13 protein-coding genes are annotated in these 22,203 nt (G+C 47.8%); 9 read left to right on the top strand and 4 right to left on the bottom strand.

All coding sequences use genetic code 11. The features are described from left to right. Positions 1–194 precede the first annotated feature (194 nt). From fbp to NDI33_RS07570, 6 genes are all read left to right on the top strand, one after another. Positions 195–1,274 carry a class 1 fructose-bisphosphatase gene (fbp, locus tag NDI33_RS07595; RefSeq protein ID WP_190410352.1) on the top strand — a complete coding sequence of 360 codons (1,080 nt, stop codon included), beginning with the start codon at positions 195–197 and terminating at the stop codon, positions 1,272–1,274. A gap of 109 nt (positions 1,275–1,383) precedes the next feature. Continuing rightward, entirely contained in the window at positions 1,384–2,529 is a 1,146-nt protein-coding gene (gene tal / locus NDI33_RS07590) for a transaldolase (protein ID WP_190429307.1), read from the top strand. Positions 2,530–2,674: 145 nt separating this feature from the next. Then, on the top strand, positions 2,675–4,204 hold the full coding sequence (gene zwf, locus NDI33_RS07585) for a glucose-6-phosphate dehydrogenase (protein ID WP_190526116.1): 1,530 nt from the start codon (positions 2,675–2,677) through the stop codon (positions 4,202–4,204). A gap of 189 nt (positions 4,205–4,393) precedes the next feature. Beyond that, positions 4,394–5,770 carry a glucose-6-phosphate dehydrogenase assembly protein OpcA gene (opcA, locus tag NDI33_RS07580; protein ID WP_190410350.1) on the top strand — a complete coding sequence of 459 codons (1,377 nt, stop codon included), beginning with the start codon at positions 4,394–4,396 and terminating at the stop codon, positions 5,768–5,770. Between the two features lie 76 nt (positions 5,771–5,846). After that, a complete protein-coding gene (locus NDI33_RS07575) occupies positions 5,847–7,292 on the top strand; it encodes a cobyrinate a,c-diamide synthase (RefSeq protein ID WP_190677259.1) in 1,446 nt (481 codons plus the stop codon). Positions 7,293–7,632: 340 nt separating this feature from the next. Continuing rightward, positions 7,633–8,931, top strand: coding sequence for a dynamin family protein (locus NDI33_RS07570; protein ID WP_190677257.1), 1,299 nt, complete (start codon positions 7,633–7,635; stop codon positions 8,929–8,931). Positions 8,932–8,999: 68 nt separating this feature from the next. On the opposite strand, the gene NDI33_RS07565 is transcribed toward NDI33_RS07570, so the two are convergent. From NDI33_RS07565 to infC, 3 genes are all read right to left on the bottom strand, one after another. Continuing rightward, positions 9,000–9,479, bottom strand: a complete 480-nt coding sequence (locus NDI33_RS07565) for a Crp/Fnr family transcriptional regulator (RefSeq protein WP_190429295.1) — start codon at positions 9,477–9,479, stop codon at positions 9,000–9,002. A 135-nt stretch (positions 9,480–9,614) separates the two neighbouring features. Continuing rightward, positions 9,615–12,587, bottom strand: coding sequence for a HEAT repeat domain-containing protein (locus NDI33_RS07560; RefSeq protein WP_190437768.1), 2,973 nt, complete (start codon positions 12,585–12,587; stop codon positions 9,615–9,617). A gap of 125 nt (positions 12,588–12,712) precedes the next feature. Continuing rightward, positions 12,713–13,246: a translation initiation factor IF-3 gene (infC, locus tag NDI33_RS07555; protein WP_190429293.1), complete on the bottom strand. Its 534-nt coding sequence runs from the start codon at positions 13,244–13,246 to the stop codon at positions 12,713–12,715. A 450-nt stretch (positions 13,247–13,696) separates the two neighbouring features. On the opposite strand from infC, the gene NDI33_RS07550 reads away from it, so the two are divergent. Then, the gene (locus tag NDI33_RS07550) at positions 13,697–14,647 is read left to right on the top strand and encodes an alpha/beta fold hydrolase (protein WP_190677255.1); all 951 of its coding nucleotides are present in this window, start codon (positions 13,697–13,699) and stop codon (positions 14,645–14,647) included. Between the two features lie 77 nt (positions 14,648–14,724). Here NDI33_RS07550 and NDI33_RS07545 read toward each other — a convergent pair whose 3' ends face one another. Further along, on the bottom strand, positions 14,725–15,093 hold the full coding sequence (locus NDI33_RS07545; RefSeq protein WP_190410343.1) for a BON domain-containing protein: 369 nt from the start codon (positions 15,091–15,093) through the stop codon (positions 14,725–14,727). Positions 15,094–15,425: 332 nt separating this feature from the next. On the opposite strand from NDI33_RS07545, the gene ilvN reads away from it, so the two are divergent. Further along, the gene (gene ilvN / locus NDI33_RS07540) at positions 15,426–15,944 is read left to right on the top strand and encodes an acetolactate synthase small subunit (RefSeq protein ID WP_190410342.1); all 519 of its coding nucleotides are present in this window, start codon (positions 15,426–15,428) and stop codon (positions 15,942–15,944) included. Positions 15,945–16,876: 932 nt separating this feature from the next. Continuing rightward, on the top strand, positions 16,877–21,991 hold the full coding sequence (locus NDI33_RS07535) for a hypothetical protein (RefSeq protein WP_190526126.1): 5,115 nt from the start codon (positions 16,877–16,879) through the stop codon (positions 21,989–21,991). Positions 21,992–22,203: the final 212 nt, after the last annotated feature.

Raw genomic sequence — 22,203 nt, 5'->3', positions numbered from 1 at the left:
AGCCTTGTTGCCTTTTAGACAATAAAGCGCGTCTAAAGATTTTATTTCTTTAGTTGATATAAAGTTAAACACCATCCTGAGAAATGGCTCCCTAAGATAGAAGGTAGAGCGACCAGGTCTTGATATGTTGGGGCAGTAGCTCAATGAGAGCTGCCCTGTTAACAAAGCATTTATTGAAAGGGAGGACGAAAACTATGTCCAACGTGGAACAGCCTTTCGTCGTTCAGGAACAAGCCCTAGATCGCGACTGCACAACGCTATCTCGTCACGTTTTGCAGCAACTCCACAGCTTTTCGGCAGATGCCCAGGACTTGAGCGCGATTATGAATCGCATTGCCCTCGCGGCAAAGTTGATTGCGCGACGACTCAGCAGGGCAGGATTACTCGAAGGCGTGCTGGGATTTACGGGTGATGTGAATGTGCAAGGGGAATCCGTCAAAAAGATGGATGTCTATGCCAATGACGTATTTATCTCGGTATTTAAGCAAAGCGGTTTAGTCTGCCGTTTGGCATCCGAGGAAATGGAGAAGCCTTACTATATTCCCGAAAATTGCCCCATCGGGCGCTATACCCTGCTCTATGACCCGATTGATGGCTCCTCGAATGTAGATATCAATATCAACGTGGGTTCCATCTTCGCAATTCGCCAACAAGAAGGAACGGATGAAAATCAAACCGGCGGTGATTTATTGCAAAACGGGCGCAAACAAATCGCCGCAGGTTATGTGCTATACGGGCCTAGCACGATGCTGGTTTATTCGATTGGTACTGGGGTTCATGCTTTCACCCTCGATCCCAGCTTAGGCGAGTTTATCCTTTCAAGTGAAAACATTCAGATTCCCAATCACGGCTCTATTTATAGTGTCAATGAGGGAAATTTCTGGCAGTGGGAAGAACCCTTGCGAGACTATATCCGCTATGTTCATCGACAGGAAGGCTATACGGCTCGATACGGAGGGGCGCTGGTGGGCGATATTCACCGGATTCTCTTCCAAGGAGGTGTTTTCCTTTACCCCGGTACTGTGAAAAAACCAGAAGGAAAATTGCGGTTGCTGTATGAATCGGCTCCCTTAGCCTTTTTAATAGAGCAAGCCGGGGGTCGAGCAAGTACGGGTACGCAAGAGATTTTGGACGTAGTGCCAAATGCCCTTCATGCGCGATCGCCATTGCTGATCGGTAGCAAAGAAGATGTCACCTTGGTGGAATCTTTTATTCAGAAACGGGCATGGGATGAGGATAAAAACGCGATCGCGCGATCGCGCGTGCCTCAATAAGGTTTTGCTTTCTTGAAAAATTCCCGCATTGACCTTTCAAGCTGCTCAACGGGAACATTCTCGATCTAGCGTTACAAAGACAATTGTTAGGAGCCAAAAAATGACAGATATGCCAAACAATCATCTATTAGAAATCAAACAATACGGTCAGAGTATCTGGATGGATAACTTGACCCGTGATTTGATTCAAAGCGGCGAACTCAAAGATATGGTTGAGAATAAAGGGATCTGCGGGATCACCTCTAATCCAGCCATCTTTGAAAAAGCGATCGCTGGAAATGCCATCTACGACGCCGATATTGAAGCCGGGATCAAAGCTGGATTGCCCGTTGAAAAGATTTACGAATCCTTGGTGTTTGAGGATATCCGCAATGCCTGCGACATCCTCCGCCCTGTCTATGACTCCTCTGAAGGTTTGGATGGGTACGTCAGCATTGAAGTACCGCCAAACATCGCCCACGACACCCAAGGCACGATTGAGGAAGCCCGACGTTATTACCAAGAAATTGGTAAAGATAACGTCATGATCAAGATTCCCGGCACCACGGCAGGTTTGCCAGCCGTCGAGCAAGTCATCTCAGAGGGGATCAACGTCAACGTGACGCTGCTATTCTCCGTTGAGAGCTATGTTGAGACTGCTTGGGCTTACATTCGCGGCTTAGAAAAGCGGGCAGCGGAAGGCAAAGACATCAGCAAAATCTCCTCGGTAGCGAGTTTCTTCCTCAGCCGCATCGATATTAATATTGATGCTCGCATTGATGCCAAGCTGAAAGCAGGCGTTGATAGAATCGAGAAAAAGGCAGAACTGATGGCAATTAAGGGCAAAATCGCGATCGCTAACGCCAAAATTGCCTACCAGAAGTACAAAGAGATCGTTACGAGCGATCGCTGGAAAGCCCTATCAGCAAAAGGTGCAAATGTCCAGCGGTTGTTGTGGGCAAGTACCAGCACCAAAGACCCCAGCTACAGCGATGTCATGTATGTGGATGAGCTGGTTGGCCCAGACACAGTAAACACCTTGCCACCGAATACCATCGAAGCCTGCGCCGACCACTGCGACGTTGCTTCTCGCATTGAAACTGGGGTGGAAGAAGCCTATCAGCTGATTGAAAGTCTCAAAGACCCCGACATCGACATCAATCTAGACGAAGTGATGGACGAATTGCTAGTCGAAGGAATTGAGAAATTTGTGAAGCCCTTTGAATCTCTAACCGCATCCTTGGAAGAGAAAATCAAACATCTGCAACCCGTGTAAGAAAGTTTTGAGTTTTGAGTGCTGAGTTTTAAGTTAAGAAAGGGGTCTGATAATTCAAAGTTATCAATTCAGCTAGGAATTTAAAACTCAAAGCTCAAAACTCAAAATTCAAAATTCAAGATTCAAAATTCAAAACTATCCTTCTATGGTCACACTGCTAGAAAATCCTTTACGTGTTGGGTTGCGGCAGGAACGGATACCAGAGCCGCAGATATTGGTAATCTTCGGGGCATCCGGAGACTTGACGCAACGGAAGCTCGTGCCAGCTCTCTATCAGATGAAGCTGCAACGACGCCTGCCAGCGGAAATGACCATTGTCGGCGTGGCGCGTCGGGAGTGGAGCCACGACTACTTCCGGGAGCAGATGCGCGAGGGGATCGAAGAATTTAGCGATGGGATTGGCTCAGAAGAACTCTGGCACGACTTCGCCCAAGGTCTATACTACTGCCCTGGTGATATTGACAAGCCCGAAAGTTACCAGAAACTGAAAGCCTTCTTAGCAGAATTGGATGGTCAGCGCGGAACGCGAGGAAACCGCGTATTTTACCTCTCCGTTTCTCCAAATTTCTTCCCAGAAGCGCTTCGCCAATTGGGTACGGCGGGCATGCTCGATGACCCACTGAAAACCCGTCTGGTGATTGAAAAACCTTTTGGACGGGATCTCAACTCCGCCCAAGCCCTAAACCGGGTAGTGCAGCAGGTTTGCCAAGAAAAACAGGTTTACCGCATCGACCACTATCTGGGTAAAGAAACGGTTCAGAATCTCCTGGTTTTCCGTTTCGCTAACGCAATTTTTGAGCCGATTTGGAACCGACAGTTTGTCGATCACGTTCAAATTACGGTGGCAGAAACCGTAGGCGTCGAAGACCGTGCCGGGTACTACGAAAGCTCCGGAGCCTTGCGGGATATGATGCAGAACCACCTGATGCAGACTTTCTGCCTCACGGCAATGGAACCGCCCAATTCCCTAGATGCCGATAGTATCCGCACCGAAAAAATGAAGGTTCTGCAAGCAACTCACCTGGCAGACGTGCATAACCTGGAATTATCAGCGGTTAGGGGTCAATACTCTGCTGGATGGATGAAGGGTAAGCCGGTGCCTGGATATCGAGAAGAACCGGGGGTCAATCCCAACTCCACGACGCCAACTTATGTAGCGATGAAGCTGCTAATTGATAACTGGCGCTGGCAAGGAGTTCCTTTCTATATGCGAACCGGCAAGCGTCTACCCAAGAAGGTCAGCGAGATTTCCATCCACTTCCGCGAAGTTCCTTTCTTAATCTTTCAATCTGCCGCCCAGCAAGCAAGTCCGAATGTGCTGACGATGCGGATTCAGCCGAATGAAGGGATTTCTCTGCGTTTTGAAGCCAAAATGCCGGGAACAGAACTGCGGACGCGCTCGGTAGATATGGATTTTAGCTATGGTTCCTCGTTTGGGATGGCAACATCCGATGCTTATGACCGGCTGTTAATCGACTGTATGCTAGGCGACCAAACTTTGTTCACGAGAGCTGATGAAGTAGAAGAAGCGTGGCGTGTAGTAACACCGGCATTAAACGCTTGGGAAGCAAGCACTGACCCAGCATCGGTTCCCCAGTATGAAGCGGGAACCTGGGAGCCAGAGGAAGCAGAATTCTTGATTAATCAAGATGGACGCCGCTGGCGCAGATTGTAGTTGGGTTATGGGTAATCGGTAATGGGTAATCAGAGTTGTAAGTATTGAGTTTGAAGTTAGAAGAAACTCTTCCATTCAAAACTCAGACGCAATCAATCGCGCCTCTACAACTTAAAACTTTTTACCAATTACCTTTTTACCAATTACCAATTACCTTTTTACCAATTACCTTTTCCTCAATTACTGAATATGGCAACACAATCTCTTCCGATTGTTTCAATACAACCGCCTAAAGATGTCTCAATGACAGAAATTGAGGCGGAACTGCATCAAATTTGGCAAAGCTACAATAGCGACAATGATAATGGCGAGTCTCCGATGGCTACGCGGGCAACCACATTTACTTTTGTGGTTTACGAACCGGAGGAAACTCAGCAGCTGTTGGCAGCTTTAGGATTTTACAAAGGCCCGATCGATGGAATTGATGGCCCGCTGACAGAGGCGGCGATCAAGACGGCTCAGAAAGCTTATGGACTGCCAGTAACGGGCAAGACGGATGCCGGAATCCTCGACCGACTGCGAGTAGAGCAAGCAAAGAAGCGCTCCGATGGGAATACAAAAGAGGCAGATGCCAGTAATGGTCAGCAGTCTTCCTCAGATAGCTTTAGAATTGCGGATGCGATCGCTGCCGCTAACCCCTGTCGCATCATTGCCCTGTGTCCCGTCTCTGGGGAAGATGAAGGCGTGACTGCCCAAGTCTCAGCCTATTGCCCGATTCAAAAGCAAAGTCATAATACGCTAATCTGCTGCGAATACATTACTCTGCAAGGCACTGCCGAAGCTTTGGAACGCATCGGTGGGATTGTGAGTGGGCTGCTAATCGGCGGTCTACCTAAGTTTCTCTGGTGGAAGGGTACGCCCGATCCCAATGATGCTCTGTTTAAGCGGCTGGCAGCAGTCTGCAATTCTGTGATCGTTGACTCCTGTGTTTTCAACGAACCACAGGATGATTTACTGCGGGTACAAACCCTTCTGGAACAAGGCATTCCGGTTGCCGACCTCAATTGGCGTCGGCTGGCTCCGTGGCAAGAATTAACCGCTGAAGCTTTCGATCCACCAGAGCGCCGCGAGGCTCTTAAGGAAGTGGATAAGGTGACGATTAATTATGAAAAGGGCAATCCTGACCAAGCATTGATGTTTATTGGTTGGCTGGCGAGCCGGTTGCAGTGGCACCCCGTTTCATATACCAAAGAAGGCGGTGATTATGACATCAAGCGGATTGAATTTGTTGCTCCCGATCAGCGGACAATAGAAGCGGAGTTGGCAGGGATTCCTACTGCTGACTGGGGCGATATACCGGGTGACTTGATTGCGCTACGTCTGAGTTCGACGAACCTGGATGCAGACTGTTGTACGGTTTTGTGTTCCGAAACGACGGGTTGTATGCGGATGGAGGCAGGTGGTGGTGCCCAAGCTTGCCGGATTCAACAGGTAACGCCGATGTCTGACCAAAAAGCTGAGTTCTTGTTAAGTCAGCAGTTGCGGCGTTGGAGCCGGGATATGCTTTACGTAGAAAGTATGGCGATCACGGCGGCAATTCTCAAATTAGCGAGCGCGAATGGTTAATCGCGAATTGTTCATTGTTCATAGCAACTGTTCATCGCAACATAGATGAACGATGAACAACAAGCAATGAGTAAATATGGCATTAGCGATCGCCGGAGAACGCAGCGGGGTGGGCAAAACGACAGTTACGCTCGCCCTGCTGTCGTCTTTATGTCGTCGGAGTTACCAGGTTCAATCTTTTAAAGTAGGGCCAGATTACATCGACCCGATGTTTCACACGTACGTGACTGGTCGTGCTTGCCGGAATTTAGACCCGGTACTGACCTCTGAAACTTACGTGCAGCAGTCTTTTCTTGCTCATCGTTACGGAAGCGACTATGCCCTCGTGGAAGGGGTCATGGGGCTATTTGACGGAGTCAAGAGAATTCAGAATGAAAAGTTAAATCTTGAGCAAGAAACGGAAAATTTTGCACTCAGCACTGACTTTGGAAGTACGGCTCATATTGCGCGGCTTTTGGATTTACCCGTGCTGTTGGTGTTAGATTGCAGCCGGTTATCTGGTTCGGTGGCAGCGATCGCTCATGGCTATCGTTCTTTTGACTCTAGAATCAAGATTGCTGGAGTGGTGTTAAATCGGGTGGGAAGCGATCGCCACCTGCAACTTCTCAAAGATGCTCTAGAACCCTTGCAGTTGCCCGTTCTAGGCATTTTGCGGCGGCAAGAGAATATCAGCATTCCCGACCGACATCTGGGCTTGGTGCCCACCGCAGAGCTGTCTCAGATGGACGCTTTAATCGATCGGCTTGCCGGCTTGGGAGATAGTTGCTTTGAGTGGGAACAGCTTTTGCCGCTTCTGAAGGTGGAACAAAAGCAACAAATAGAATTAATTCATCCTTCATCCCAGCCTTCACGGGATATCCTCGATCCCTTAAGAATTGCTGTTGCCCGCGATCGCGCTTTTAGCTTCTATTACCAAGACAATCTAGATATACTTGCATCCCTGGGAGCAGAATTGGTGTTTTGGAGTCCGCTGACGGACAAAAGCTTACCAGAAGGCATCCAAGGATTATATTTTGGGGGTGGTTTCCCGGAAGTTTTTGCCCAAAACTTGGCTGAAAATACCGCGACTCGTGATGCAGTGCGGAAGGCTATTTTGGCGGGAATGCCCACTTATGCCGAGTGTGGCGGTTTAATGTATTTGTCTGAAAAAATTGTAGATTTTGAGGGAAATTCTTTCCCGATGGTAGGAGTTTTACCCACCACAGCCGCCATGAGTTCGCGCCTGAGTTTAGGGTATCGGCAAGCGATCGCGCTGCAAGAAAGTCCCCTCCTCCCGGCTGGGGGAAGCGTTTGGGGGCATGAGTTTCACCGTTCTCACTTAACTGAGGAACCGGAAGCGCCGCTATTTCAAATTCGGGGGTACGATCCCAAAAGTCCTGTTACCAGTGAGGGATGGGCAGTGCATCACGTTCATGCTTCCTACGTCCATCTTCATTTTGGCGGCTGTCCGGAGATTCCGGCTCGATTTCTAAAGCATTGTCTTCGTTTTTCCCTAGCGGGGAAGGAGTCAAGGGAGACGTAAAAAAGATGGGTGGACGGATGCGAACCGACTGGTTGGCGCTAGACTAAAGCCTCGCTTCGCTGTTTTCATGCCCAAAGGGCTATACGCGATCGCGACTTGTATCTGCGATACTTGAGCGTGTAGTAGCCTGAGATCGCAACTGTCACTCTTGGTTGTTTCTTCTGCGTTCAGCTGATGTAAGCTTTAGCTAACTTACGCAAGCCCCTTTCGGCGGACGATTGCTATGTCTTCTGAACAGTTTCAAGCAGCACACGACAGCATCTACATCACAGGTAGGCTACTCTTACAGTCTCTTCAAGAAATTCGCGCAACACGCGAAGGGGAGAGAGACGATACCAAGGTGTTACAACGCATCGAAAATGACATTACTAAAGCGCTATATGCTTTAAAAGAGCAGAAGTATCAAGTTGCGGTTATTGCTCCTCCGAATGCAGGCAAAAACACTTTCTTGAATGCCTTAATAGGCGCAGATATTTTGCCGAGTGAAGCTGAAGCGATTACTGCCTGCCGTACTGATATCCGACATATTGATTCTGGACAAGTGCATAGATTTCTGGAGTATCGAGAAGGACATTGGCAACCTGTTGCGATCGCTTCTGGTGATGCGGTCGAAATTGCCCAAAAATTCCTAGAGCATACTCAATCTATTCGGAATCAACATAATCCCGCTCGGACTATCCGCTTTGAAATAGAACATCCGATTGAAGCAATTAGCACGCTTTCATCTCTAGCTGGCTTTACTCTAAGCGATCTGTCTGTTGAAAATGAGCAAGCATCTATAAAATCCACCCCGACAATAGAGCAAGAACAGATAATCTTAGAAACCTTAGAAAATACCGATGTAATCTTATTTATTTTAAATGAGAATAATTTTAAAAATGATTCTGTATCCGGTTTTTTAAAAAAAATAATAGAGAACTATCGCCAAATTTTAGCAGTCAATCAAGGTAAGGTTTTCTTTATTATTAATGAGGTTGAGCCGAAAAACACACATATAGACGTTTCTGAAGTTATTGAAATCTGCAAACAAACGTTAATCGGCTTAGGTTTTCCAAGTCCGATTATCTATTCGGCAAATTCTAGAAAAGGACTTTTAGCAAAACTGATTCAAAACAGCACAGCAACTAGCAATCATACAAAAGAGTTCGTCCAAGTATTTTTAGGAAATTATATAGAAGAAACTGAGGAAGGTGAATTTAGAGTTCCCCAGCCTATAGAAGTTGCGCCAAAAGTTCTAAAAGATAGCGGAATTCCTGTTATTCAAGAAATAGTGCTTCAAACAATTATTGAAAATTCAGGTTGGAATCTCCTGAGTGGAGTTTTGGCAGAACTCAATAAAGCTGCTAAAGCAATAGAAGATTCCCTGAATACCCGTCTTGTAAGCGAGAAATTAGAAACTGAAAATATTCAAGAAAAGGCAGCTTCCCAAAATACAGAGACGCTAACTGATGAGCCAATTCAAGCATTAGGGAATGACCTGGAGCATTTGGCAACCGAACCCCAAAAAAAGGAAGTAATTCCTCCTCGAATTGTGACAAGTTTAAAGGAACGGAAAGCTCAACTGAATGAATATATGGATGAATTAACTTTAATTCGGAAATCGTTGGATAGTTGGAAGCCAGTACAGATAATTAACTAAGCTATTAAAGAATTTGGCTAATGGATGCGATCGCGTCTCTTCCTGGCTTTTTCTCCTTGCTTCGCAGTTCATCCTCCCAAATTCCCCGCCTTACTTAAATCTGCTTCCTGACTTTCCGCCTTATAAACGTTGATCTTGTTGTTCAGTTCGCGGATGCGACGGGACAGCAAACGAATGATGTTCACCGCAATTCCTGGCGTCTCATCAATCGCATCATACAGTTGCAACTGCGTCAGCATCAGACACTCGCAAGATTCCAAAGTCGTAATCGAAGCCGAACGCGGCTCAGCATCAAACAACGACATCTCCCCAAAGGTGGCTCCCTGCTCTAAGTGCGCCAAATCCCGCCCGCCAAAATGAACCCGTACCCTACCAGAAACGACAATATAGAGCGATCGCCCCTCTTGTCCTTCGGTAAAAATCGTATGATGCGCTGGAAAGGATAGCTCATCCATCACAGAAGCCAGCCGCACCAGAAAATCATCCCGCAGTTCCTGGAAAATCGGGACGCCTCTGACAAATAATAGGCGCTCAACGCTGGTTAACATCGGAATCTAGACTCTAGACTTTGGACTTTAGACTTTTAGACTTTAGACTTTTAGACCTTGGACTTTAGACTTTAGACTTGAGAACAGCCCATCGTCATTAGGGTAATCATCCAGAGTCCAGAGTCTCTAGTCCCTCTATTGTCCCAGTTCTGCCATCATCTGCTGAACTTGGGCGGCGACAAGGCGATCGCGGTCATTTTTCAGGACGGGCAACATTTCCTGCAAAGCGCGGGGTGCAGCGGCTCTCAAATAAGCCAAAACCGCTTCCCGCACAAAGCCGGTGGGATGGCGCAGACACACCAGCGTCTGTTCCGGCGTCAAACTCCATTTCGCCTGACGTGCTGCATGAAAACAACATGCTAAAGGCCAGTCTGACAGAAAATGACGTAAATCCAGCAACCGACGCAGGCGATCGCTCTGAATCATCGGTTGATAAGGAAACATCTCTGCTAAGTTTTGCAGTTTTTCTTTCTCCGGTCGCCGGTCGAGAATTCCCACGAGCGATCGCTTCTTAGCGATATCTAGAGTATTATCCAAAATTTCCAACCCCAGCGCGATATTCGATGGCGAATCAGATTGGAGATTAAACGCTGCTGCTTGAATCGAGCTAGCCGGATAAAGAAACTTCATCAGCAAAAAACACCGCTCAATCACATCCGACTGCTCTTCCAGAAGTGCCCGTTGTAGCAATGAAAGCGCTGACTGGTTCGCTTCTCGTGTTGAGGCGAAAAAAGACTCAATTGGCTCATCCGCCGACAAATCTACTAAAGCCGCATACAAGTGTCCGACAAACAGCATTTCCTGCTCAATCAACATTTCAACGCCGCTGCGACCTAAGCGGTCGAGAACCCCCTCGATTCCGGTTTCGTGGGACATTTTGAGCAGAATCCGCAGGATGTTGCGTCGCGTAGTCCCCCAGCCGGTTTTTAGATGAGCCACCAACTGATTGAGGGCTTCCGGCGTGCCAATTTGACCCATCGCACTCCAAGCCTGTAGCCTTACCAAATCTGGTTTGTGGATATCTTGTGCTAACTCGACCAGCATCGGAATCGCTTCATCTCCTAAACGCACAATCGCACCGAGAGCCGCTTCGCGGGTAGATTTGTAGTAAAGCCCTCGCACCAGAGCCGGATAGTATTCGTGTAAACGGGTTGAGGAAATTACCTCTAGCAAGGCGCAGCGCACGCGCAAAGACTCATCTTGTAACAAACTAGGAATATAAAGTCGCAGTGCCTGCAAATAATCTGCCTCTCCCAGCGCTCGACAACCCATGACTCGTTCCCGTTCCCGTTGATGAGTCAGCATCCGGCGCAAGGTATTGGTCGCTTCGGCTTTCTCCGTCGGGGTGCCCCGGCGCAATATTAAAGCGGCGGCGGTTCCCCGCACCACCGGGTCTACGTTTGGGCGGAGGTAGGGCTGTAACTGGCTAATATCAGGGGTTTCCTGAGTTAGCCAGATATAGCGTAGAGCGACAGCAAGAACTTCTGGATTGAGTTTTTGAGCAATCAGCCCCTGAACTTGGTCTAAATAAGTGGGATTCGGCGTCAGCAGCATTGCTTCTAGGCTCTGGCGCTGCAAGGCTGGAGTGAGATGAGTGAGCAGCGGAGCAAGGATTTCGCCCACATCCTCCAAGTCGATTTGGCACAGGAGTTCGATGCAAGAGCGTTTATCTGCTTCCGTACCTGGTTTCTCCAGTGTTTCGACAACAGCACGCTTGAGGACTCGCAGATCGACATCTGAAACGCTTAGCCGTTCTCCTTGAGCGCTCTGAACCAGCAAGCCGACATAGCTCGACCGAAGCAGGAAAACAATTAACAGCCAGAGGAGGGCAAAAATAATAATAACGGCGACAAACACCCAACTTTGGAGCGATCGCAGCGAGTTCTCCGACAGGTTGTGAAAGGTAAAGGCTAACAAGCTGATGATGCCTAAAATCCCCGCTCCAGTAAATCCTGTTGAGAGGGATTCGGCGATGCCCCGCACCTGAGCCATGATTGAGCTGCGAATGTTATCGGGGAGCGGTTGGAATAGAACCGGCCCAAGGGCAGCCATGAGGGTATAGCGTAGCAGTTCATCTATAAATTTGAGGAAGATCAGACCTAGAAAAAAGCCTGTAACCCCGGTGAGAGCAACCAAGCTAAGAATAATAATTGCCACAGGCAACAACATAGCGGCAACAAATACTCCCAGCCGTTCGATGGCTCGACTGGAGATAAACCACTGGGTTGCTAGTTCGCATAAACCCACGATGCCGCTAAACAAACCGAGGAAACTGGCAATTTCCTTGCTGTCAAAGTTCAGCTCTAATTGACTCAGATACTGAAAATCAATTAACAAAAACAGAATCTGCCCGACGATGAAGAAGCCAAATAAGGGGATGACGTAGCGCTGTAAGGGGCCTCTCAGACGCCTGGATGTGAAGTCGCTTTCTTGATTTAAGTTGGCTCTGACGGGAGAATCCGGAAAGGCTTGCTTGTACTGCTGGGTGAGATAAAAAAGGCTACAAGCTCCCAACCCCATCATCACGACAGCAACCAGGGAAACGTTATTCAGTCCAACGGTGGCGAGGATTAGGGGGAGGGAAAAACCACTGACAACATCTGCAACGAGGATGCCACTACTAATGAGGGGGTAGGTGCGCTTAATTTCCCGGATATTGAAAAGTTGATTAGCAGTAATGGAAGTGTTGAGGTCATTGAGGACGTTAATCGCTTCCACCCACAGCCGCATCAGAAAGACTGTGACGCCAGCCAAATAGACAATATCTAATCCCAGGCGGAATAGGACAAGGGGGATGACTGCAAGGGAGGCTACTAGGACAACTACCCAGCGCAAAGGCAAAATCTTTTGCATCCAAGAGTAGACAAAGCCCAGGCTCGAACCGATACCCGCTGAGAGGATATAGAACAGGGGCAATTGCTCTGCGCCATACTCTTTCAGAAAGAGGGCTACAGTACTAGCTTCTGCCCAGATGATGCCGATGGAAGTTGTGGTATAGAAAGCGAACATGAATAGTGTTCGCTCTCCTTCTTCTGGACGAAGATTGACCCACTGGAGTAATCCCCGACCCCAATCGGACCAAGACCAAGCGCGATTGTTCAGTTTCATTGGTATTTTGTCCGTTGTCAGTAGTCAGTGGTCAGTTGTTTCTTTTTTGCCACTGACCACTGTTCGGGCGACGCCTGGTCTTCCCCACACCACTGACCACTGACTACTGACCGCCGACTACTGAGCTATTTTTTCGGAGACAGCAGCATCATCATGTTGCGACCTTCTTTTTTAGGAGCTTGCTGCACTTCCGCTAGTTCCTGTAAATCCGTCGCCATCCGCTTGAGCAAGTCCTCGGCTAAATCGCTGTGTTGAATTTCGCGACCTCGGAACGTAATCGTGGCTTTGACCTTATCTCCCGACTTCAGAAAGCGCTCGGCTTGATTAACTCGCACCTGATAGTCATGCTCTTCAATCTTGTAGCGCATCTTCACTTCCTTGACATCAGCGGTATGCTGATTTTTCCGAGCTTCCCGCGCTTTTTTCTCCTGTTCAAATTTATACTTGCCATAGTTCATAATCCGGCAAACGGGGGGTTCTGCCTTATCGCTGAGCAGGACAAGATCCAGCTCTTTTTCTTCAGCGATGCGGATAGCCTCGTTTGGCGTCATAATTCCCAGCTGCGTGCCATCGGTGTCAATGACACGAATTTGGGGAAAACGAATACGTTCGTTAATTTGGGGTAGATCGCGAGTGCGTCTTTTCTCAATCACAGGCATTAGGGTTATGTTTGCTCGGTTAGTTGATAAGGTTAATTTTGATAGCAGTGGGTTATTGAATGTTTGAGCGATCGCACTAGGGCTACAGGCTGCTTCCTGGCGTTCTCAATTTCATTCCCAAAGAAACCAAGTTTTTCTTTCCTTGTATCTGCCATTCTACTGAGTATGGGAGAGTTTCTGTCTATAGTTGTTCACGTAACTTCCAAAAAGCGATCGCTCCCATCTCCCCCTCAACGACTGCTGATTGGCAATTTACGCAGACGATGCAAGTCTGGTGTTCGGGGTAGGGACTTTTTCTGTGCAGCCATACAGTATCGGTTTTGTCTAGGTTTGTTAACTTAACTTCTCAGAAACCGTGATGAGACACGCTCTAGCAGCAAACCACTAAAATAGAAGTCAACAGACAAAGATAAAGTTTATAAAACTTATTAATTTGAGGCAAAAGCGATCGTGACCCAGCATTGGCAGCATCGAATTGGCAGTCAAAGAGACTGGGTTTGGCGGGGTTGGCAGACTCGCTATACGTACATCCGGACGTCTCAACCGACACAAAAGACGACCCCCTTGTTGCTGCTGCATGGATTTGGGACTTCCATTGGACACTGGCGACACAATCTAGCGGTACTTGGTCAGTCTCATACGGTTTATGCGCTAGATATGCTGGGATTTGGGGCATCCCGGAAGGCGCAGGCAGACTACAAAGTCGATCTTTGGGTAGAGCAAGTTTATGATTTCTGGCGGACTTTTATTCAGCAGCCAGTGGTATTAGTTGGAAATTCGATAGGATCGCTGGTGTGTCTGGCAGTGGCAGCCGCGCATCCAGAGATGGTGAAAGGTTTTGTGATGATGAGTTTGCCCGATCCCTCCGTGGAGGAAGAGGCAATTCCCGCTTGGTTGCGACCCGTTGTGGCAGGGGTCAAAGGTGTTGTGGCTTCACCCGTGATTCTCCAGAATGTTTTTTATCTAGTCAGGCGTCCGTCCTTCGTCCGCAAGTGGGCTGCGATCGCTTACGCTAACCCAAATGCTGTCACCGACGAACTGGTAGATATTCTGGCAGGTCCCGCTCAAGATCGGGGTTCGGCAGCAGCATTCGGTGCCATCCTTAAAGCGATGACCAGTGCTAAATTTAGCCCCAGTGTCAAAACCTTACTGCCAACCTTGAACACGCCCATGCTCTTGATTTGGGGTCGGCAAGATAAAATGATTCCTTTTAGCGTACTGGCTCGATTTAGGGATATCAACCCTAAGCTTCAGTTGGTTGAGCTGGATGCAGGTCACTGTCCCCATGACGAATGTCCAGATGAAGTTAACCAGATTATCCTCAACTGGCTTGAAACGATGCCTGAAGACCAGGTAGATAGCTCTGCTACACCCCAAAAACAGTTAGCAGTGAGTGATTAGCTTTTCGCCAAGTAGGGTGGGCACTTCCCACCCTATCGATTTTTTCTTCTAGCCTCGAATTTCTAGGCCTCTAACTTCTAGCCAATGGTGACTTGATCGGTTTGGACACCCGTGGCACCCTCCACACTCCGGGCGACCGAGACCATCTGATTGAGAATTTGCTGGCTGGGAACTTGTCCTTTTAGCACAACTGTGCCGCCGGTTTGGGCTACATAGAGCGTATTAATGTCATCCAGATCCGGATCTTGATCGAAAGCTAGAGCAACCCGCTTGGCAAGTCCGCTTTGGTCATATTCTCCAGTTAATCCCACTCGCTCTGGCGGAATCGTCTCGCTGCTACTTGCAGTGCCGGTTGAGGCAGGAGCTTGAGCTGTCGGTGCTGGTACCGCATTAGTTTGTGCATTTTGCGGCTTTTCCATGCCAAAAAGTCTTTTTAACCAACCCATAGGTATTTTTGCTCCAAATTAAGCTGAACTACACCATTATTATGAAATTGCTAAATCAAGACATCTATCAATGAAAAGATTTAAGGTTTTCCGGGGGCTAAAAATCCCTAAATATACAGAGATAGCCGTTTTTTGTAGCCAAGGGGTGCTATACAGTAACATTAAGATGTAGCTTCGTTAACGTAATTTCTGTTAACATTGCCTTCGCATACCGTGTAGGTAGTAAGTCTTTGCTAACGTACTGCTTACAACCCACGTAGCTTCTTGTAGGGAAGCAAAATATTGCTTAGCGTGTTGAAAGCAACATCGCGCCTCCGCCTGTTTTGTATAAAATGAAACATACCCTTTCAGTTTTGGTTGAAGATGAAGCTGGAGTCCTGACTCGGATTGCCGGTTTGTTTGCCCGTCGGGGATTTAATATTGAAAGCCTTGCTGTTGGACCAGCTGAACAGCTCGGAATCTCCCGGATTACGATGGTCGTGCCGGGAGATGACCGGGTGATCGAGCAACTCACCAAGCAGCTCTACAAGCTGGTGAATGTACTAAAAGTCCAGGATATAACGGATACTCCGTGTGTAGAACGAGAGCTGATGTTGCTGAAGGTGAATGCTACCAGCTCCAATCGCTCGGAAGTGATTGAACTGGCTCAGGTTTTCCGCGCTAGGGTAGTAGACATTGCGGAGGATGCGCTCACTTTAGAAGTGGTGGGAGATCCAGGCAAATTGGTGGCGATTGTTCAAGTGCTGAATAAATTTGGTTTGCGTGAAATTGCTCGCACCGGCAAAATTGCCCTTACCCGCGAGTCGGGTGTTAACACAGAGTTTCTCAAGTCTCTGGAAGCTAAGCTTTAATCGAGGTAAGGGAATTTTTCAGCTTGCTGATGCGGGAAGTAGAGAGAAGCATCAATTTTCCTCGCTCGGCGATCGCGCTTTTTATCATCTGTTCTTCTCTTCTATTCGCGCTTATTTTCTCCGAGTCTCCAGTCTACTGAGTCTGGCTCGGAGCTTTTTTTAGTAAGGTACTCCAAACGACTTTCCAGGAAATCTACCCAATCGCTCTTATTCCCTGGCTTCCTACTTGCCCTGTGTAGCCAAAGACTGGCATAGCTATAGAAGCGTGAGATTAGAGGTTCCCTTCCCGGAGTAGGCAAGGAATCCCCTTGAGTACAACTTTGTCCTAAACATTCGCAAAAGTTTCCGGATGAGCTGATGCCTACCTCGGATTAGAGGAACTCGACTATATCAGGAGCGGTTAGAGTTCAGTTCTTGCTCAGGACAGATACTATTTTCTTTTATCAGAAAAATCGTTTATTCTCTGATAACTACATAATAAGATGTGAGTTGCCGAAACAGCCGTCAAGAACCTCTGCTAAAGGGGGAGTTGCGAACCTGGTTGGTTCGCAAACCATTCCTGGATGCCAATGCTGGGAGCAATACCGAAAATTCCTGCTGGGTACGCAGTTCCAGATGGTTCCCTATCTGGATTCTTTATAAGACTCTTGGCTTAAGCCCCTAGGAAAAGAGACATCTTGGCAGAAATGAGTGGAGGAACTCATTTTAATCAACGATTTCTGGGAATCATAAAACTCACGTATAACAAAGCTGCCTGACGATAATTCTGGCGAATTATCAGTCAATTGCAAATGCAAAACCTAAGCAGCTCCGAAGCCGGTTCATCTGATTAAAAATAGTATTTGTGCCTATTCGTTTTTAAAATACCGCTACTGCTAAAGCATTGGCAGAGGAATATTGTCTATCGAACGCGCAGGCCAAACGTAGAAGCAATGACCGATCTGAGCCGACCAGAAGAGGCAGATGCATACAACCAACGCTCATTAAAGACGCTCTTGAGAGCGATCGCCCTTTCTCAGGGGCAATTCTCGCTAATTTTGGTGCGCTGCAACTATAGCTTGTTGCAACAGCGGATGGTGCAGCAGGTACGGGAACAAAATCCGTTTCCCGTGCGCGAGGTGATATTAGCAGATTCGGTCAAGACGCTTTACAACCCCATCTTGGAAGCGCTGGAAGAGCCAGGGAATACGTCTCGACAAACAGAAATATTGTCCGCCGCGATGATCTTAGGGCTGGAGTCGGTAATCGCTCTCGATCAGCTGCTGACCTCAACCAATCAAGTACGCGATGAATTTCGCGCTCAGTTTCCTTTCCCCCTCGTGTTGTGGCTCTCCGACGCGGTGCTACAAAAGCTGATTCGGTTTGCGCCAGATTTCAAAAGCTGGGCAGCTTCTTCGATCCGGTTTGTGATGTCAGGGGATGAGTTAATCGAATTATTGCGGCAGAAAGCGGACTCTCTATTTGCCAGAGAGCTAGATTCTAGCAATTTTGAGTTGTTGCACCATTCCGCTCTCGATTTAGTTGTTGGTTCCCAGCATCGCCTAGAACTGGAGTCGGCCTTAACAGATTTGCGGCGTCGCGGGCAACAATTGGAGCCTCAACTACAGGCAAGTCTCGAATTTGTGCGGGGGCGCAATGACTACGCCACCGATCAAATCCAGTCAAGCATCGCCCATTATCAACGAAGTCTGGCTTATTTCAGGACTGAAGACTCAGAACTGTTAGCAAAGCGCCACGAAGTACGGACTGGGGAAAACATCAGAAATGAGGGTCAAGAGGCAAGCACCACGATTTCCGATTCTTTGTGTGTCGTTAGTCCTCAGCACTCAGTCCTAAAAGTGGGTTTGCTGCTGTTTCATTTGGGGCAATGCTATACCCGTTTGGCTAACTTGCGACCGGAAATGAGCCGCCAGCACTGGAAGCAAGCGAGAGATTATTTTCAGCAGTGCATTGAAGTTTTTGAGGAAGCTCAACGTCCAGAACTGGTTGCTAAGTTTATTTCATTCCTTTGTGAAGTGCTGCGGCGTTTGGAAGCGTGGGCGGATTTGCAGGAGCTGGCAGAAAAAGCTTTGATCCTGCATCAAACTTATGATGCAAACCTCCAGCAGGCTCAAGATTTTGGCTTTCTGGCGGAGGTGGCGCTTAACCAGTCCAATTGGATAGAAGCGTATCAGCAAGCGACTCTGGCACTTTCAACGCTGGCGGAAGAAACGTTCCAGACAACTTCTGCCTCAATCCCGCAATCTCAGTATGAAAGTTTATATTTGTTGCTGCTGGCACAGTCTCAGAAACATTTGGGACAGCGGCAAGCTGCCGCCGCGATTCAAAACTTGGAACAGGCGCTCAACAAGTGTAACCATCAGTACGATCCCCATTTATGTTTGCGGATTCTCAAGGCACTGCGATCGCTCTACTTTCAGCAGGGTGATTATCTGCAAGCCTTTCAACTGAAGCAAGAGCAGCGTTCCCTGGAGCATCAATACGGGTTCCGTTCTTTTACAGGTGCCGGACGCCTACAGCCTTACCGGCAGGCTCTGAACCCAGGCGTCACATCTGGAGGAGATATGCGCTTGGGAGGGTCGATTCCCCAGGAAATTGCTGCTTCTGGTCGGCAGCAGGATGTCACTCGCCTCATTGACCGGATTGGCCGCAATGACTACAAATTGATTGTGATTCACGGTCCTTCTGGAGTTGGTAAAAGCTCAATTATCACTGCTGGTTTAGTTCCAGCACTCCAGCTCAAAAGCATCGGCGCACGTGATGTTTTACCTGTCGTTATCGAAGTTTATAAAGATTGGGTAGGGACGCTGGCAAGACAATTATCGAAGGAACTCAGAGTCAGAAACCAGGAATCAGAACTCCCTTTAGAGGAGGAAGACGCCCAACACCTTCCCGTCCCGATCGCGTCCGGACAGGAGTCAGAAGATAGCAGCGAAGTGAGAACGGGCGGAGAAACTTTATCTTTACAGGAAATCTTAGAAGAAAGCGATCGCGCTGAAGAAATGCCAATGTCTGCGGTTCCGCCGACACTACTTGCTGCCAACCTCCTAGAACAGTTGCGACACAATAGCGATCGCAATCTGTTAACCGTTCTGATTTTTGACCAGTTTGAAGAATTCTTTTTCGTCTGTACTAATCCAGCGATGCGGCGGCAGTTTTATGAATTTTTGCGCGACTGCCTCAACATTCCCTTTGTAAAAGTTATTTTGTCTCTGCGAGAAGACTATCTGCATTATTTACTAGAGTGCGAACGACTCCAGTATTTAGATGTCATAAATAACGACATTTTAAACCAAGATATTCGCTACTATTTGGGGAATTTTTCTAAGCCGGATGCGCGGCAGATTGTTAAAAGCTTAACCGAACGCTCTCCATTTTTTTATTTAGAGCCACAGTTAATTAATCGGTTAGTGGAAGATTTGGCTGAAGAACTGGGAGAGGTGCGCCCCATTGAATTGCAATTAGTGGGTGCCCAATTGCAGGAAGAAGAAGACAAAATCACCACGATGCAACAGTATCAGCAATTGGGAGCGAATCCGAAAGCCGAACTGGTTGAGCGATTTCTGAAAAAAGTCATTGCTGATTGTGGTATCGAAAATGAAGCTTTGGCTTGGAACGTTTTATTTTTATTGACGAACGAGAAAGGAACGCGACCCCTGAAGACGAAGCAAGAGCTGGCAACCGTATTGCAGCTTGAGGCGGAAAGAGCAGTGGGCGGGGAAATGCCTCTACTAGACTTAATTTTAGAAATTCTTGTAGGATCTGGTTTGGTTTTCGTAATTTGGGAAGGGTCAGAAGCCCGTTACCAATTGGTTCATGATTATCTAGTCGATCGGATTCGTCAAAAATCCGATCTGAACTTGAAAGCCCAATTAGCACAAAGTGAGGAAAAGCTGTATCAGGCACGGAAACAACAATTGCGAACGATCGGCGTCGGCATTATGATGACAATCCTGGCAGTTTCTGCCGGGGGATTTGCGCTGCGAGCCGAAGCTCAAAGAAAGCTGGCAGCGATCGCGCAAACCAATGCTCAACTCACCGCCCTAAGTGCTTCTTCCGAAACGCTCTTTGTCTCCTACAAAGAATTTGATGCCTTAATTGAAGCCTTGAGGGCAGGGAAAAGCCTCGAAAGTGCAGTTGGGGTAGAACCCGATACCCAAATGCGCGTCGTTACGGCGATGCAGCAGGCAATCTACGGAGTACAAGAACGCAATCGCTTGGAAGGACATCGTGATGTCGTTTGGAGCGTCAGCTTTAGCCCCGATGGTCAGACAATTGCCTCTGCCAGCGTCGATAAAACGGTAAAACTTTGGCGGCGCGATGGCAAGATCCTGAAAACCTTGTCAGGTCATCGTGAGAGCGTCACCAGCGTCAGTTTTAGCCCTAACGGTCGCCTCTTAGCTTCGACTGGTTCTGACAAGACAATAAAACTTTGGCAAACAGACGGTACTTTACTAAGAACGATTGACAAAGCACACGGTAGTTTGGTTAATCACGTCAGCTTTAGCCCAAACGGTCAAATATTAGTTTCGGCAAGCGATGACAAAACGGTAAAGCTTTGGAACTATCGCACCGGCAAGTTGCTGAAAACATTGAAACACAACGGAAAAGTTACCAGCGCCACTTTTAGCCCGGATGGTCGATTTTTAGCATCGGCGAGTGACGACAAAACAGTGACAATCTGGAACATGGCTTCCATGACGGTCGAGCAACCCTACAAAATCCTCAAGGGACATACTGGCAAAGTAACCAACCTCAATTTCAGTCCCGATAAGCAGTTGTTAGCTTCAGCAAGCGATGACAAAACAGTCAGGCTTTGGAACTACCAAACTGGACAAACGATCCGGGTTCTTCAGGGACACAGTGACTGGGTGTTTGGAGCGAGTTTTAGTCCGAATAGCCAGATGATTGCCTCTGCCAGTAATGACAATACAATGAGACTCTGGCATCGCAACGGGAAGCTGCTGAAAATCCTGCGGGGACATAGTGATGGGGTGACAAGTGTTAGTTTTAGCTCCGATGGTCAGACGATTGCTTCTAGTAGTTACGATAAAACTGTCAAATTCTGGCGACTTAATGATATGTCGCGCACTGTTTTAAGAGGACATACGGATCAGATATATGATGTGAGTTTCAGTCCCGATGGTCAGATGGCTGCCTCTGCCAGTCAAGATAATTCAGTGAAGTTGTGGGACAGAAGCGGTTCTTTGATCGCTACGTTGAATGGACATAAAGATCGGGTAAATAGCGTGAGTTTTAGCCCCGACTCTCAGTTGATTGCTTCTGCTTCTCGTGACAAGACGCTGAAACTCTGGAATCGCTCGGGTACGCTTCTCAACCCCCTGAATGAGCCAAATAAGCACAGCGATTGGGTTTTAGATGTGGCGTTTAGTCCCAATGCCAAAATGATTGCTTCGGCTTCTCGTGATAAGACGGTAAAACTTTGGGATACTTCGGGCAATTTGATTAAAACTTTAACCGGGCATCGCGATCGCGTTAATGCAGTGGCTTTTAGCCCCGACGGGGAATTACTGGCGACTGCTAGCGACGATCATACGGTCAAACTCTGGACTGCCGAGGGAAAATATCTGCAAACCTTACCGGGACATAGTGGTTGGGTTTTGGATGTCGCTTTTAGCCCGGATAGTCAGCTAATCGCATCCGCGAGTTATGACAATACGGTTAAACTTTGGCGGCGCGATGGTTCTTTATATCGAACTTTGAAAGGGCATACGGATAGCGTTGCTCACGTTAGTTTTAGCCCGGATGGTCAAATTCTAGCCACGACGACCTGGGAAAACACGGTGCAATTGTGGCGACTGGATGACACGTTAATTAAAACGCTCCCAGGTCATAGCGATCGCGTTACCAGTGTGAGTTTCAGTCCAGATGGCAAGATTCTAGCTTCTGCCAGTAAGGACAAAACCGTGATGTTGTGGAATCTGGATCTCGATAATCTCCTGGCACGCAGTTGTAGTTGGGTGCAGGACTATTTAGAAAACAATCCCAAAGTCCGAGAAAGCGATCGCCTACTTTGTGATAATTAGTGGTTTTGGGTCATTCTATGATGAACCGCGTTGGCGGAGAGAGCGCCAAGGAAGAAAAATGAAAGAAGTTTATAAATAAATGAGAATTGCTAAATAACAAGCTGAAATGCTTAATGAGTAAGAGTTTTGGTGTACCCCACGCGAACGAAGATTGCTAGAGGAACGTGGGCAGTAGAAACTAGGGCTTTGAACTATAAACTAATGACTAATTG

The sequence above is a fragment of the Trichocoleus sp. DQ-A1 genome (assembly GCF_039961955.1).
GTDB lineage: Bacteria > Cyanobacteriota > Cyanobacteriia > Cyanobacteriales > FACHB-T130 > FACHB-T130.
The sequence above is the reverse complement of the archived record's forward strand: the minus strand, read 5'-3'. Positions and strand labels throughout refer to the sequence as shown.